Origin of the sequence: Owariibacterium komagatae, from assembly GCF_045865535.1 — a bacterium.
GTDB classification, from domain to species: domain Bacteria; phylum Bacillota; class Clostridia; order Oscillospirales; family Ruminococcaceae; genus Ruthenibacterium; species Ruthenibacterium komagatae.
The window spans coordinates 3,298,190-3,312,797 of record NZ_AP031406.1 but is presented as its reverse complement, the minus strand read 5'-3'; the positions used below and the strand labels follow the sequence as shown (position 1 = coordinate 3,312,797).

The following is a 14,608-nucleotide window of genomic DNA, read 5'->3' as shown; positions in this document are numbered from 1 at the left end:
CCAATCAGACGGCTCTATTATTATAACGTTCTGTCAGCAATCTGTCAAGTGCGCAAAACAATCTTTTCTTCTTCGGCATCCACCTTGACGCTGGCAATCAGCTGGCCGGAAATCAGTTTTTCCGCGATGCCGTCCTCCACTTCCTTGCGGATTACCCGACGCAGATCCCGCGCGCCGAACTTTCCACCCTGTGCTTTTTGGCACAGCGCATCCAGCGCCTCGTCTGTCCAGGAGAGGCCGATTCCTTTTGCTGCCAAGGGAGCGCGGTATTCTTCCAGCATCAGCGCGGCAATGCGGCGCAGCTCCGTCTGGCCCAGCGGTTTGAACACAATAATCTCGTCCACACGGCTCAAGAACTCCGGACGAAGGAACTCGCCCAGCGCTTTCATGGCCTTGTTCTTGCTCATTTCCTCCGCTGTTTTGTTAAAGCCGGTTTCTCCTACCTTGTCGGAAGAACCCGCATTGGAGGTCATGGCGATGACAGTATTTTCGAAATTGACGGTGCGGCCCTGTGCATCGTTGATCTTGCCTTCGTCCAAAATTTGGAGAAGGATGTTCATGACGTCGGGATGCGCCTTTTCAATTTCATCAAACAGGACCACGCTGTACGGTTTGCGCCGCACTTTTTCGGTAAGCTGGCCGGCCTCGTCATATCCCACATAGCCCGGCGGCGAACCAATCAGACGGGACACCGTATGTTTTTCCATAAACTCCGACATATCCAGCCGGATCAACGGGTCCACTGTATCAAACAGCTGCATGGCAAGCTGCTTGACCAGCTCGGTTTTTCCAACGCCGGTGGGGCCTACGAAAATGAAGCTGGCCGGGCGGCGGCGTGCAGAAATATCCGCACGGCTGCGCTTGACCGCGCTGGCTACCAGATGGACCGCTTCTTCCTGCCCGATGATTTTCTCGTTCAGCACGTTTTCCAGGTTTGCCAGTTTGGTGTATTCTGTCTCTTTCACTTTCGCGGCAGGAATTCCCGTCCACAGCTCGATGACCTTGGCCACATCTTCCATGGTCACTTCGATCTTCTCAACCGCCTCGCGCTTGGCGGGCAATTCCTGCTCCAGCTGTTGAATCTCATACTTCAAGCGGGCAATGGCCTCGTAATCCGGCCCCTCCTTGCCCTGTTCGGCTTCCTGCTCCTGGTTTTTCAGTTCGGCCAGGTGCTTCTCCTCTTCCACCCACTCAGTGATTTCCGGATGGCGCAGGCTGCAGCACGCACACGATTCGTCCAAAAGGTCAATGGCCTTATCGGGCAGGAAACGGTCCGTGATGTACCGTTCCGACAGAACGACCGTCGTGCGGACAATGGCTTCCGGCACTTTGACATGATGGTGCTTTTCATAGTATTCTTTCACGCCTGCAATGACAGCAACCGCGTCGTCAATGGACGGTTCTTCCACCTTGACCGGCTGAAAACGCCGCTCCAGCGCCTGATCCTTCTCGATGTATTTGCGATACTCCGAGAACGTAGTGGCACCGATGACCTGAATTTCGCCGCGGCTGAGCGCGGGCTTCAGAATGTTGGCCGCATTCATTGCGCCCTCGGAATCTCCCGCACCTGTAATATTGTGAATTTCATCGATGAACAAAATCACATTGCCGGCTGCTTTTACTTCTCCGATCAGGCCTTTGACGCGGCTCTCGAACTGTCCGCGGAACTGCGTGCCTGCCACAAGGCTGGTCATATCCAGCAGATAAACCTCTTTGTCCTTCAAACGGGCCGGCACATTGCCCTCGGCAATGCGCAGCGCAATCCCCTCCGCAATCGCAGTCTTTCCGACACCCGCCTCACCAATCAGACAAGGGTTGTTCTTCTGCCGGCGGGACAGAATTTGAATCGTACGGTAGATCTCCCGGTCGCGGCCAATGATGCGGTCCACCTTGCCGTCGCGAGCTTTCTGGGTCAAGTTCTCGCAGTAATTATCCAGGAATTTGCGCTTTTTGCCCTTTTCCCGGGCACGCGGATCTTTTTTCCCTTCCCCGTCATCCTGCTTTTCCCGACGATTGCTGAAAATACCGAAGGGGAACGTTCCTGCGCCCCCCGGCGTAAAGTTTTCCTCGTCTCCGTCGGATTCTTCGTCGGCAGACGGGTCCATATCCTCCGGAGAGGCCCCCATCATCTGCTGCATCATAGCGGCAGGGTCCATGTCTCCGTTTTCCATCATCCCGGCAAAACGTTCTTCCATATTTTCCAAATCCTGATCGCTGATTCCGAATTGTTTCATCAAATCATCTACAGGCTTGATTCCCAGTTCACGGGCACAGCTGAGGCAATATCCCTCCGCTTTTGCCTGCCCGGCTTCCATTTTCTGAACGAAAACGATGGCCGGACGTTTTTTACACCTTACACAAAGCATAGTCCGAATCGTTCCTTTCCGCGTCTCAGACGCTCATAATCTCAGACGCTCATAAAGGGATTGTATGCCGAAAAGAACGAATAGAAATAACTGCCCGAAAGGGCCGAATCGTTCAAAACCGGCAGATTGTTGCTGGTGATTACAATGACTGCCCAAATCAGGCAAAGCAGGAGCAGCACATTGATCACACCGCCCACAAGGCCGACCAGCACACCCAGTGTGCGATTAAAGCCGCCCAAAAGGGGCACTTTATTGAGATTGGTAAGCACGGTTACCAGGAAGGCCAGCACCACACGGCACAGAATAAACGTGGCAAAAAACAGCACAACGGTAATTAAAGGCACCACCAAAGGCGCGATGATCTGTTCCACCACCTGCTGAGCCATGTTGGGAGCCTGGCTGTTCAGAACGCTTTCCGCACTTTCCATGATGCCATCCATCAAGGACTGCGGAATCAGGCCCTCCAGTCCGCCAAGGATGCTTTCCAGGTTAAACGAGCCCTGCTGAAGCGTCTGTGTGGTCTTATCCACCAGACCGGATTTGAAAAAGTTTTCAAAAACAGTGGGGGACACTTTTCCGGACACAAACCACGCCAACGCAATGGCCGCCAGATTCCCCACCAGGTCAACGATTCCGGCCACAAATCCCTTGCGGGCGTAGTGAATCACTGTGGCGACGATGACTCCGATCAGTACAATGTCCAAAATGAATGCGGGTGTAAATGTCATAGGCTTTTCTTCCTTTCTATCTATGAAGCCGAAGCCGGCTGAGAAACCGCTTCGCTCGAAACGGCACTGGCGGAAGCGTCCGTCTGCGGCGCATCCAGATCCAGAATCTGTTCCTGCGTCAGCAACAGCAGCCGGTCCGCGTCGATGACCGCCAAGGGCTTTGCGCCGGGGTCCACGCTGCCGTTGTCGCTGCCATCCAGGCCGTAGCAATATACCAGGGTATTGGTGAGCACATACACACCGGAGCGGCTGGCCGCCACACTGTTGGCACGCACCGGCACAGCTGCCTGCCCCACCGCCGCCAGATTTGTATCCAAAACGACAAACCGCGTCAGTTCCGTATGCTCGCCGTCACCGAACAACAAAACTGTATTCTTTCCGCTCACAGCCGCGCTTTGCAGCTGATTGGCGCCAAAGTCATACCGCGCTTTTTCCGTTCCGTCGGACACGTTGTAAATCGCCGCAAAACGATCATACACCACCAGCACACTCTGACGATCCAGATATTCCACTTTCAGAGGAATACCGTCACTGACCTGCACGGTCACTGCCTGGCTGTAGTCTTCCATACCAGTGTTCAGCAGATAGATCACACTGCCCAATCCACCGTTTCCCTCTTTGGGGCACGCCACCGCAAAATTGCGGTTGTCGTCTGAAAAAGCCATGGCCGTCGGCAAATCCTCCGTTTTAAATTCAAAAATGTTGTTAAACATGGGGTCGTAAACTTTCAGGCCCCCATCCAAAAATACGGCCAGCGTCCCGTTGGGGCTCATGGCGCATAAGAAAATCGACTGGTCAAATTGATTCTCATACAGCGTCTGGCTTCGATTTTCCACCCGCAGCTGTGTACCGGAACGGTCATAGATACATACGCGGGTATTGCCTGCCGTAATACACGGATTTGCAAATCCGTGCTGCAGCGTGCGAACTTTGTTTCCATTGGCCGCATAAATGACCAAGTCCTGCTCGCCCACCGCCACAAAGCCGCCGGCCAGCGGCTGACTTTCCACATAGCCCGGTATGCTCGTCTTCACCGGAAACCCGGAGCCGGGTGTGAGCGCAATCCGGATGGAATCCACCGTATCTCCCAAAAGAGCCAGCGAAGCACCGTACAATCCGGTAAAATAGACCAGAATGCCGGCCAGCAGCACCGTGCATACCACCGCGACACGAATGCGGCGCGCGCGCCGCTTTTTCTGAATGCGCTCCAGACGCACCAGTTTGCCCCGCTCCACTGCACTGACCGGATTCTCAAAATTACCGCCCGTTCCGGGCGCATCTTCAAAACGCTGAAAATCCTCTTCGCGAATCTCATCGGAAGCACGCCGCTTTGACCCGCGCGAAAACAAACTCATAAGCTCTCCGTCTTCCCTTCGTCGGGATAGTGTACTTTATACAAAAACAAACCTTTGGCAGGCGCCGTATCTCCGGCAAGGCTCCGGTTACCGCTTTGCAGGACCACGGACATCTCCTCCGGCCGCATGCGCCCTGCTCCTACCTCGACCAGCGTACCCACCAAAATCCGAACCATATTGTAAAGATACCCATCGGCACAAATGTGAAAGCGGATGTCCTCGCCTGTGCGTTCCACCCGAAAAAAGTGCACGGTGCGCACGGTATCTTCCATATCGCTTCCCGCACTCATGAACGCACGGAAATCGTGACGGCCCTCCGCCGCCCGTGCCGCCTGTGCCATCTTATCCGCATCCAGCGGCGTTGCAAGCCGCCAGGCATACGGAGCCTGAAAGGGATCTTCAATTGCACTGTTGTGCAGACAATACAGGTACTCCTTGCTGACCGAGGAATACCGGGCGTGAAAAGCCTCCGGCACTTCCCGGGCACGGCGCACACGAATGTCCGGCGGAAGAAACCGGTTGATGGCCAGCGGAAGCTTATACGGGTCAATGGGCTTTGGCTGCGTATAACTGACGCAGTAGCCAAGTGCATGAACCCCCGCATCCGTGCGGGAACATCCCTTGACCGGCGGCCGCGTTCCATACAGCTGTTCCAGCGCATCCTGCAGCACCTGGCAAACTGTCAGCGCATTTTTCTGCACCTGAAACCCGTGATAATGCGTTCCGATGTAGCTGAGAGTAATCAACACTTTCATGGGGCAGCCTACTTCCAAAGAAAATTGCTCAAGCCCATTGCCACAAACACCACAACTGCCGCAACTGTCAGCCATACGTCCTTGCCGGACATACGCAGTTCCTTCAGTCTGGTCCGTCCTTCGCCGCCGTGATAGCACCGGCACTCCATGGCCATGGCCAGCTCATCGGCACGCCGAAACGCAGAGATGAACAGCGGAATCAGCACCGGAATCAGTGCCTTGACGCGCTGCATCAGCGTGCCGGAATCCAGCTGCGCGCCGCGTGCCTTCTGCGCGTTCATAATCTTATCCGTCTCCTCAATCAGCAGCGGAATGAACCGGAGTGCAATGGTCATCATCATAGCCAGTTCATGCACCGGGAATTTCAGTTTGGACAACGGGCGCAGCAGCTGCTCGATGGCCGCCGTCAAAACAATGGGGCTGGTGGTATACGTCAGAAGGCTGGTACCTACGATGATGCAGATAATGCGTACCACGATCAGCGCCGCATAGTCGATGCCCTCGCGGTAAATGTGCAAAAAACCCAGCGACACCAGCGGCTCCGATTCGCCTGTGACAAAAAAGACATTCAGCACCGCCGTAAACAGAATGATGGGAATAATCGGTTTGAGACTTTTCCCGATCAGCCGCAGCGGAATCTTTGCCAGCAGGTACAGCCCAAAGACCAACACAATGGAAATACCCAGCCCAATGGGATTGGACGCTACAAACAACATGATGATATACACCAGCGTCAAAACCAGTTTGGCCCGGGGGTCCATGTTATGCAGCGCCGAATCGCCCGGAAAATGCTGACCAATGGTAATGTCACGCAGCATTTACATCCCCTCCTTTGCGGCCAGAATGGTTTTCACCGCATAGGGAACGGTGTATACATCCACGGGGATATCCAGCCCCCATTGACGAAGCTGCAGAAACACTTTGGTCACTTCCGGGACCGACAAACCCAGCTCCAGCAGTTCCGGTGCACGCGCAAACACCTTGGCCGTCTCGTCATACATGGCGACCTTGCCGCTGTTCAAAACCAGAACCCGGTCGGCATATTTGGCGATGTCCTCCATGGAATGGCTGACCAGAATCGTCGTGGAGCCCGTCTCCTTGTGCCAGGCTTTGATCTGGCCCAGGATCGTGTCACGGCCTTCCGGGTCCAGCCCGGCAGCCGGCTCGTCCAACACCAGAAGCTTGGGCTCCATGGCCAGCACACCCGCAATCGCGACCCGGCGCTTTTGTCCGCCGGAAAGTTCGAAGGGACTTTTCTGCAAAGATGCCTCCGACAGGCCGCAGAATTCCGCGGCGCGGCGCACCCGCTGGTCGATCTCGGCTTCACTGAGTCCCATGTTGCGGGGGCCATAGGCAATGTCCTTATAAACGGTCTCCTCAAACAACTGGTACTCCGGATACTGGAACACCAGCCCCACCAGGAAACGGAAGCGCCGAATATCACCCGGGTCGGCCCAAAGATCCTCGCCGCCGATGTAAATATGCCCCTTAGTGGGACGATTCAAACCATTGAAGTGCGTGATCAGCGTTGACTTTCCGCAGCCGGTCGCTCCCATAATGCCTACGAACTGTCCTTCCTCAATGGAAAAGCTCACATCGTCCAGCGCAATGGTTTCATCAGGCATTCCCTGCCCGTAAATATAGCTCAAATGTTCTACTCGTACAAATTCAGACATCCCGGGGCGGCTCCTTTCCCGTAAGGGTTTTGTAAATGGCCGCGGCGCACTCCTCCGGCCGGATCACATCATCCGGCATGGGAAGCCCCGCCTGCGTCAAGGCGTGGCACAGTTCTGCAGACTGCGGAACATCCAAATGCAGTGCTTTTACCGCCTCCACCTGGCTGAACACCTGCCGGGGCGTTCCTTCCATCACAATGCGGCCGGCGCTCATCACCACCACACGGTCTGCCGTGGCAGCCTCTTCCATATAATGCGTAATCTGCACCACCGTAATGCCATAATCCCGGTTCAGCTTGTGCACCGTGTGCATGACCTTCTCCCGTCCAATGGGGTCCAGCATGGCAGTGGCTTCGTCCAGAACCAGGCAATCCGGCCGCATGGCAATCACACCCGCAATGGCCACACGCTGTTTCTGTCCGCCCGAAAGCTTGTGCGGCGCTTTTTCCCGATATTTGTAAATGCCCGCCATCTGCATGGCGTCATCCACGCGGCAGCGCATTTCGTCCCGCGGCACGCCCAGATTCTCCAGGGCAAACGCCACGTCTTCCTCTACCACGGTAGCCACGATCTGGTTGTCCGGGTTCTGAAACACCATGCCCACTTTTTGGCGCATTTCCATCAGCCGGTCTTCGTCCGTCGTCGGGATCTCTTCGATCCACACGGTTCCGGAAGCAGGCAGCAAAATGGCGTTAAAATGTTTGGCCAAGGTGGATTTTCCGCACCCGTTGGCCCCCAAAACAGCCACATATTCTCCCTTTTTTACCTGCATGGACAGCCCGTCGATGGCGTTGCTTCCTGTTTCAGAATAACGGAAGACCACATCTTTCGCTTCCAGCATGGTCTGTGCGTGTTCGTTCATTTTATCCCTTTCCATCCCTCTGCGCCCTTACTTCGCCAGCCACCAGGCCGTTGCTCCGCAGGGCACCGTGCCGCCCGTGGCAGTTACCGGCAGGCCGATTTCATCACATTCCGTACGGCCTCCCCAACGGGATGCCACACGCGTTTTCAGTATATACTCCATCACACTGGGCGAAAGGCCCGTGGTATAACTGTTGACCGCCACAAACAACGGCTCGTCGCTGAGCACGTCGGTGCACAGATCGATGAAGTCATAGATGCTGTCCTCCAGCTTCCAAACCTCGCCCCCCGGTCCGCGGCCATAACTGGGCGGGTCCATGATCACGCCGTCATACCGCACGCCGCGGCGAATCTCCCGCGCCACAAATTTGGCGCAGTCATCCACGATCCAGCGGATAGGACGATCGGCCAGGCCGGATGCTGCCGCATTTTCGCGTCCCCAGGCCACCATGCCTTTGGAAGCGTCCACGTGGCAGACGCTCGCTCCGGCAGCGGCACAGGCCAGCGTCGCACCACCTGTATAGCCAAACAGATTCAGAACCTTCACCGGACGTCCCGCGCCCTCGATCAGGCGGCGGTAGGCGTCCCAGTTGACGGCCTGCTCCGGGAAGACGCCCGTGTGCTTAAAGCCCGTTGGGGAGACAATCAGCTTCAAATCCCCATAACGAATCTGCCAGCGTTCGGGCATGCGGCGGCGATATTCCCACTTTCCGCCGCCACTGGCGCTGCGGTGATAAACCGCATTTGCCTTGTCCCAAAGAGGGCTTGTCCGTTCATTTTTCCAGATGACCTGCGGGTCCGGCCGGACCAGCAAAGTGTCTTTCCAGCGCTCCAGGCGGTTGCCGTCCGTGGCGTCGATCAGCTCATAGTCGCTCCAGTGTTCTGCTGCGCGCAAAATGTTCCCTCCATACGGCATGCCCGGCGGGAAAACCCGCCGGGTATTCTGCCTTTTTACTTTCTTGCGTGAATGCGTTCGTTGATCTTCACGGCAATGCGGTCCGCAGAAGCCGCAATTGCCTCTTCATCTTTGCCTTCCACCATGACGCGGATCAGCGGCTCGGTACCGGAGGCACGCACCAGCACACGGCCCAGGCCCATCAGGCTCTGCTGCTGGCTCTCTACAAATCCGGCGATGTACTCGTCTTCTTTATAGCGTGCTTTCTGCTCGTTGGTGGCCTTTACGTTCACCGTGACCTGCGGATACCGCGTATACAATGCGTTCAGCTCGCTCATTTTGCACTTTTTCTCAGCCAGCGTGCGCAGCAGCATGCCTGCCGTCAGCTCGCCGTCGCCCGTGGTGGAGTGCTGCAGCAAAATGATATGGCCGGACTGCTCGCCGCCGATCACATATCCCTTGTCACGCATCTCTTCCAGAACATAGCGGTCACCCACCGCAGTAATGGCCGTCTTCATACCGTTCTGGCGCATGTACTCGATAAAGCCCAGGTTGCTCATAACCGTGACTACGGCAGTATCCTGTTTCAATTTGCCTTCGCGCTTCATATCCGTGGAAAGAATGGCAATGATTTTATCACCGTCGATTTCTTTTCCCTTCTCGTCCACCGCCAGGCAGCGGTCGGCGTCGCCGTCAAAGGCCACACCGCAGTCCAGACCGTTTTTCACCACATATTCGGCCAGTTTATCAATGTGTGTAGAACCGCAGCCCTCGTTGATATTGCAGCCGTCCGGCTCATTGCCAATAAAATGGCAGGTTGCACCCAGACGCGGGAAAAGCAGGCTGGCAGGCGCGCTGGACGCACCGTTGGCGCAGTCTACCGCAATATTCAGGCCCGAAAGATCGGCATCAATGGCATCGGCCAGATAATCCACATAATCATTCAGGGCGCTGTCCACACGTTTCACCGCACCGATGGCCGTGCCGGTCGCTAGGGTCAGCTCCGCGCCATTGTTGAACACATGATGCTCGATTTCGTCTTCTACTTCATCCGGCAGCTTATAACCCTCGCCGCCAAACAGCTTGATTCCGTTGAACTCCACCGGGTTGTGCGAAGCGGAGATGACAACGCCTGCATCGGCGCCATATTTGCGAACCAGATACGCCACTGCCGGCGTGGGAATCACACCCAGCAGTTCCACATCTGCGCCCACGCTGCACAGGCCGGCCGCCAGAGCGTTCTCCAGCATGTCACCGGAGATGCGGGTATCCTTGCCGATGATAAAACGAGGACGATGCTGCGTCTTTCCCGCCAGTACGGCTGCCGCCGCACGGCCAATCTGCATGGCAAGTTCCGGTGTCAGATCTTTTCCGGCCACACCGCGTGCGCCGTCCGTTCCAAACAATTTCCCCATTTCTATTCTCCTCCTCTTGGATCGCCGATTTTTTCGTTTTTCCTTCTATCCTATCGGATAAATATGAACAAATCTATTCACAAAGAACAGATGCTCACGCTCAATAATCGTCCAGCGTCTGCTGGCCATTCTGCTCCGGTGCGCCGGGCGCCTTCATGCCCAGATGTTCATAGGCATGGCGCGTAACACAGCGCCCGCGGGGGGTGCGCGTCAAATATCCCAGCTGCATCAGATAGGGTTCGCACACGTCTTCCAGAGTGACACTCTCTTCTCCCAGCGCCGCAGCAATGGTCTCAAGGCCCACCGGGCCGCCGTTGTACATCTCGATAATGGCCCGCAGAAGGCTGCGGTCCATCTCATCCAGGCCGATCTCATCAACGCCCATGCGCCGCAGCGCTTCCCGTGCGATGGGAGCATCGATCACACCGTCGCCCATCACGTCGGCAAAGTCACGGGCGCGTTTCAGCAGACGGTTGGCCACACGGGGAGTTCCCCGGGCGCATTTGGCCATTTCCAGCGCGCCTTCCGGCAAAATGGGAACGCCCAGGATCCCCGCCGAACGGGTAATGATCTTGGCCAGCTCTTTGGGGCTGTACAGTTCCAGTTTCAGCAACACACCAAACCGGTCCCGCAGAGGGCCTGTGATCTGCCCGGCACGCGTAGTGGCCCCCACCAGCGTAAACCGGGGCAGATTGATGCGGATGGACTGCGCCGAGGGGCCTTTTCCGATCATGATGTCCAGCGCATAATCTTCCAGTGCCGGATACAGCACCTCTTCCACCTGACGGGAAAGGCGATGGATCTCGTCGATAAACAGGACGTCGCCTTCCTGCAGATTGGTCAAAAGCGCCGCCAGATCGCCGGGCTTCTCGATGGCCGGACCGGATGTGATGCGGATCTGTGTGCCCATCTCATGCGCGACGATTCCGGCCAGTGTTGTTTTGCCAAGGCCCGGCGGGCCGTACAGCAGCAGATGATCCAAAGGCTCGCCGCGTTTTTTGGCCGCCTGAAGATAAATGCTCAAATTCTCCTTGGCCTTGTCCTGTCCGATGTATTCATCCAGAGACTTCGGACGAAGGCTGGATTCGTTGTCAAAATCCTCCGGCTCCGCCTGCGGGCTGACCAAACGGTTGGCAGCCGCATTGACGTCTACGGTTTCCAGAGCCATGGGTTACCTCCTTTTTCCAATACCCTGCAATGCAAGGCGAATCAACTCCGCGGTGGGAAGCGCCGGGTCCAATCCGGACAGAGCCGCTGCCGCTTCCGCACCGGTATAACCAAGACCGGTGAGCGCGGCCGCAGCCGCAGCCATTCCCCCCGCCGGGGCTGCAGCCGCAGCAGGTGCGGACAGGTCCAGCGTTGCTCCCAGGTTTTTGCCCACCTTATCTTTCAGCTCCAGCACAATGCGCTGACCCAGTTTGGGGCCCACGCCGTTGGCCGCTGTAAATGCTTTATGGTCTCCGCCTGAAATCGCCAGAGCGATCCGGGCCGGATCCATTACACTGAGAATGGCCAGACCCACCTTGGGACCCACGCCAGATACCCCTGTCAGAATGCGGAACATTGCCTGTGCATCCTTTGTGGCAAATCCATACAGGGAAACATCGTTCTCGGACACATTCATCTGGGTATACAGGGTGCAGGTTTCCCCCACCGAAGGCAGTGCGCCCGCAGTCGTGGACGGAATCGCTGCCTGATATCCCACACCGCCGCATTCCACTACGGCCATGTCCGGCGTCCTTTCCAAAAGCTTGCCTGTCAGACAATAAATCATACAAAACCTCCCGGCCGGGTTCAGCCGGCTCATACCTATTAATAATATCCCATCTGCTGACGCCGTGTCTGGGCGATGCCATACTGCCGGGAGCGGAAACTGTATCCATGACAGATTGCCATGGCCAATGCGTCCGCCGTGTCGTCGGGTTTCGGCACTTCCGGAAGCCGCAGAATCCGCCGTGTCATTTCCTGCACCTGCTTTTTGGGCGCGCGGCCGTAACCCGACACACTCTGTTTCACCTGCAGCGGCGTATACTCGAAAATCGGCACGCGCGCCAGCTTCGCGCACAGAAGGATCACGCCTCTGGCCTCTGCCACCGCAATGACCGTTTTCTGGTTGGTGGTGTAAAACAACGTCTCAATGGCCACCGCATCCGGCCGGACTGTATCCAGAAGCTGCGTCATATCCGTATAAATTTCTTCCAGTCGGTCTTCAAAAACGGTATGTGAGCGCGTGGTGATCGCGCCGTACTGCAAAGTGGTAAACTGATTCCGCTCGTAATCCACCGCGCCAAATCCCACAATGGCATAGCCCGGGTCAATGCCCAGAATGCGCATACCGCTTTTCCCCCCATTCTACAATATGAACTGTTTTAGTATATCACAAAATCACTGTCAAGACAATAAAAATCCCGGCTGGTGGCAAGTTCCAGCCGGGATTTCACAGGTTTTTCATGTTCACTCGTTTTGCAGCAGCTCTTCTGCGTGCCGGCGCATGGCCGCGTCCACTTTCGGGCAGGGACCGTACTGCAGCAGATTGTAGGCAGCGGAAATGTTGGCCAGGCGTGCAATCTTTTTCGGCTCATATCCCTCGCACCAGCCATACAGCGCAGCCGCAGTAGACACATTACCGCAGCCGGTGGGGTCCACCACCGGGCCCACGGTCACACTGGGCGCAAAAGCCGCCTGCCCATCCTGCAGCATATAAGCTCCTTTCGAGCCCACGCGGAAGAAACAGGGCTTTTTCAAGCGCAGCAGTTGCTCAATGGCCTGTTCTTCCGTCTGCACGCCGAACAGAGCCTTTGCCTCCGGAAGATTGATGGAGAAAAGATCCGTCTTCTGAATGGTGCGAAGCACCCCTGCATGCCGCGCCGGGTCCAAGGCGGCCGAGGTGGGAATCTCCCACATAATTTTGGCGCTGCAGCGCGCACGAATCTCATCCAACTGGTCCCACATCTGCGAGGTTTCCACCGCTTCCACATAGATGCCTTTGGTGTCGGCATCGCAGCAGAGCGCAATCTGGCGGGCACTGAGCACATCCATTTCGTTGAGCAGCGCCTCTTCCTCTTCCCCGTAGCGGAACACTTCGCTGTGCAGGCCGGCTTCGCCGTAAATCAGGCGAGTGTACCATGTGTGGGGCAAAACAACGGACAAACCATCTCGTTTCAGGGCATTGGCATCCATCCACGCCCCGTAATAATCTTCAAAATCAGGCCCTACATTGGAAACATACAAGCAGTCATCGCTCCACAGTTTGATGCCGGCCACACAATACACGGAGCCGCCCAGCACACACTGTTTCTCACTTTTATCCGCCAGCAAAATGTCATTGACAATGGTCGGACCGGCCACAAGATATTTCATTTCAATGCTCTCCTCTCAATGCAGCCAGCTGGCGCTGCAGTGCAGGTTCCACCGGCACGCTGTTTTTCAATTCATGCAGCAGCATCAGGCCGTGGTTCTCCTCTTCCAGCTGAGCCAGAATCGCGGCCATATCGCCGCCGTTCAGCGCTCCATCCCCCAGCACTTCATGCGAATCGTACTGTCCCAGTACAATTTTCACGCCGTACTCTTCTTTTTCATCCCAGGTCTCCAAAGCCTGAATCTCTGACAGCCAAGGTTCTGCCAACAGACCGTTGCGGAAATATTCCTCGCTCTTCCATTTGCAGTCCGACAAATGCACGGCTGCCACTTTTCCTCGAAGTGCAGGATGCAGAAGATTGCGGCGCACCCACGAGTGCGCAAATGCCCGGGGATCTTTCCCCTCTTCCTGCTCCAGGCGGCGCATGTCCTCTGTCAACTCTTCTTCCGGCAGGAAGAAGCGGACACTTCCATCCGACATTTTGCCCACCGCATGCAGCAGATGATTCACTTCCCAGCCGACCCGCAACCGGTCAAAGGGATCGTAAATCTGCTCCAGCACAAAAGCATAATCCTCCGCGGTCTGCACACCGTGTTCCAGACCCCAGCCCGCATTTTCCAATTCAATCACCGGGCTGTCCGCCGTCAGAAGCTTTTTCTCCAGCAGGCTGTTCACAAACCGCTGCAGCATAGCTGCCATTGCCTGCCGAATCGCCTGTTTATCCATATGGAAGGCCCACATTCCGTCAATGGGCGCATAATCAATCAGATGGAACACATAGCTGTCCGCTTTCAGCGCGGCCGCCAGTTCATATTCCTGCACCCAGCGTTTCATCATATGGTCGCCGGTCAAATCCCCGTAATATGCACGAACATTTTCCTCGCCGCCCATGCGGTTTACCAGTTCCGCAAACCGGTTTCCCGTAAGAAACGCGGTCGGGTAAGCCCAATAGGATGCATGCAGACGCGCCACACAAATATTCTTCATCTGCATCAAAAGCGCCTGTTTGCCCGCCTCGTCGGAAAACAGGGGAAGCGTTCTGGGCTTCACATCATCCAAAAACACTTCCATCCCTGCCAAATGATACTCTTCGCTTATACGCTGTGCAAAAGCCTGTGCATCTTCGGGCATCTGCTCCGGTTTCAGGGTGAGATACTGTTTCATAAAACGCCACGCTCCTTTCTACAACGACATTTTAA

Annotated in this window: 14 protein-coding genes; all 14 read right to left on the bottom strand. The window is 56.1% G+C overall.

Annotated elements, in window-relative coordinates; all coding sequences use genetic code 11:
- Nucleotides 1-44: 44 nt before the first annotated feature.
- Entirely contained in the window at nucleotides 45-2,366 is a 2,322-nt protein-coding gene (locus tag ACKTS9_RS16620; protein WP_407881855.1) for an ATP-dependent Clp protease ATP-binding subunit, read from the bottom strand.
- A 41-nt stretch (nucleotides 2,367-2,407) separates the two neighbouring features.
- A complete protein-coding gene (locus ACKTS9_RS16615) occupies nucleotides 2,408-3,094 on the bottom strand; it encodes a CvpA family protein (protein ID WP_349216356.1) in 687 nt (228 codons plus the stop codon).
- A gap of 20 nt (nucleotides 3,095-3,114) precedes the next feature.
- Nucleotides 3,115-4,449, bottom strand: a complete 1,335-nt coding sequence (locus ACKTS9_RS16610; RefSeq protein ID WP_349216355.1) for a DUF5711 family protein — start codon at nucleotides 4,447-4,449, stop codon at nucleotides 3,115-3,117.
- The gene (truA, locus tag ACKTS9_RS16605) at nucleotides 4,446-5,204 is read right to left on the bottom strand and encodes a tRNA pseudouridine(38-40) synthase TruA (protein ID WP_349216354.1); all 759 of its coding nucleotides are present in this window, start codon (nucleotides 5,202-5,204) and stop codon (nucleotides 4,446-4,448) included. Before truA ends, ACKTS9_RS16610 begins: the two co-directional genes overlap by 4 nt.
- 8 nt (nucleotides 5,205-5,212) lie before the next feature.
- On the bottom strand, nucleotides 5,213-6,022 hold the full coding sequence (locus ACKTS9_RS16600; protein WP_349216353.1) for an energy-coupling factor transporter transmembrane component T family protein: 810 nt from the start codon (nucleotides 6,020-6,022) through the stop codon (nucleotides 5,213-5,215).
- Nucleotides 6,023-6,880, bottom strand: coding sequence for an energy-coupling factor transporter ATPase (locus ACKTS9_RS16595; RefSeq protein ID WP_349216352.1), 858 nt, complete (start codon nucleotides 6,878-6,880; stop codon nucleotides 6,023-6,025).
- Complete coding sequence (locus tag ACKTS9_RS16590) at nucleotides 6,873-7,742, bottom strand: energy-coupling factor transporter ATPase (RefSeq protein WP_349216351.1); 870 nt, start codon at nucleotides 7,740-7,742, stop codon at nucleotides 6,873-6,875. Before ACKTS9_RS16590 ends, ACKTS9_RS16595 begins: the two co-directional genes overlap by 8 nt.
- A gap of 27 nt (nucleotides 7,743-7,769) precedes the next feature.
- Nucleotides 7,770-8,636 (bottom strand): class I SAM-dependent methyltransferase, encoded by an 867-nt coding sequence (locus tag ACKTS9_RS16585; RefSeq protein WP_349216350.1) that lies wholly within the window; start codon nucleotides 8,634-8,636, stop codon nucleotides 7,770-7,772.
- A 56-nt stretch (nucleotides 8,637-8,692) separates the two neighbouring features.
- Nucleotides 8,693-10,051 (bottom strand): phosphoglucosamine mutase, encoded by a 1,359-nt coding sequence (glmM, locus tag ACKTS9_RS16580; RefSeq protein ID WP_349216349.1) that lies wholly within the window; start codon nucleotides 10,049-10,051, stop codon nucleotides 8,693-8,695.
- A gap of 100 nt (nucleotides 10,052-10,151) precedes the next feature.
- A complete protein-coding gene (gene ruvB, locus ACKTS9_RS16575; protein WP_407881854.1) occupies nucleotides 10,152-11,219 on the bottom strand; it encodes a Holliday junction branch migration DNA helicase RuvB in 1,068 nt (355 codons plus the stop codon).
- A 3-nt stretch (nucleotides 11,220-11,222) separates the two neighbouring features.
- The gene (ruvA, locus tag ACKTS9_RS16570) at nucleotides 11,223-11,825 is read right to left on the bottom strand and encodes a Holliday junction branch migration protein RuvA (RefSeq protein WP_349216347.1); all 603 of its coding nucleotides are present in this window, start codon (nucleotides 11,823-11,825) and stop codon (nucleotides 11,223-11,225) included.
- A gap of 38 nt (nucleotides 11,826-11,863) precedes the next feature.
- The gene (gene ruvC / locus ACKTS9_RS16565; RefSeq protein WP_349216346.1) at nucleotides 11,864-12,385 is read right to left on the bottom strand and encodes a crossover junction endodeoxyribonuclease RuvC; all 522 of its coding nucleotides are present in this window, start codon (nucleotides 12,383-12,385) and stop codon (nucleotides 11,864-11,866) included.
- A gap of 120 nt (nucleotides 12,386-12,505) precedes the next feature.
- Nucleotides 12,506-13,411, bottom strand: a complete 906-nt coding sequence (locus tag ACKTS9_RS16560) for a carbohydrate kinase family protein (RefSeq protein WP_407881853.1) — start codon at nucleotides 13,409-13,411, stop codon at nucleotides 12,506-12,508.
- 1 nt (nucleotide 13,412) lies between these two features.
- Nucleotides 13,413-14,573 carry a hypothetical protein gene (locus ACKTS9_RS16555; RefSeq protein WP_407881852.1) on the bottom strand — a complete coding sequence of 387 codons (1,161 nt, stop codon included), beginning with the start codon at nucleotides 14,571-14,573 and terminating at the stop codon, nucleotides 13,413-13,415.
- Nucleotides 14,574-14,608 lie beyond the last annotated feature (35 nt).

Coding starts and splice junctions, on each gene's coding strand:
- ACKTS9_RS16620 (WP_407881855.1), bottom strand. CDS start 2,366: ATGCTTTGTGTAAGGTGTAAAAAACGTCCGGCCATCGTTTTCGTTCAG.
- ACKTS9_RS16615 (WP_349216356.1), bottom strand. CDS start 3,094: ATGACATTTACACCCGCATTCATTTTGGACATTGTACTGATCGGAGTC.
- ACKTS9_RS16610 (WP_349216355.1), bottom strand. CDS start 4,449: ATGAGTTTGTTTTCGCGCGGGTCAAAGCGGCGTGCTTCCGATGAGATT.
- truA (WP_349216354.1), bottom strand. CDS start 5,204: ATGAAAGTGTTGATTACTCTCAGCTACATCGGAACGCATTATCACGGG.
- ACKTS9_RS16600 (WP_349216353.1), bottom strand. CDS start 6,022: ATGCTGCGTGACATTACCATTGGTCAGCATTTTCCGGGCGATTCGGCG.
- ACKTS9_RS16595 (WP_349216352.1), bottom strand. CDS start 6,880: ATGTCTGAATTTGTACGAGTAGAACATTTGAGCTATATTTACGGGCAG.
- ACKTS9_RS16590 (WP_349216351.1), bottom strand. CDS start 7,742: ATGAACGAACACGCACAGACCATGCTGGAAGCGAAAGATGTGGTCTTC.
- glmM (WP_349216349.1), bottom strand. CDS start 10,051: ATGGGGAAATTGTTTGGAACGGACGGCGCACGCGGTGTGGCCGGAAAA.
- ruvB (WP_407881854.1), bottom strand. CDS start 11,219: ATGGCTCTGGAAACCGTAGACGTCAATGCGGCTGCCAACCGTTTGGTC.
- ruvA (WP_349216347.1), bottom strand. CDS start 11,825: ATGATTTATTGTCTGACAGGCAAGCTTTTGGAAAGGACGCCGGACATG.
- ruvC (WP_349216346.1), bottom strand. CDS start 12,385: ATGCGCATTCTGGGCATTGACCCGGGCTATGCCATTGTGGGATTTGGC.
- ACKTS9_RS16560 (WP_407881853.1), bottom strand. CDS start 13,411: ATGAAATATCTTGTGGCCGGTCCGACCATTGTCAATGACATTTTGCTG.
- ACKTS9_RS16555 (WP_407881852.1), bottom strand. CDS start 14,573: ATGAAACAGTATCTCACCCTGAAACCGGAGCAGATGCCCGAAGATGCA.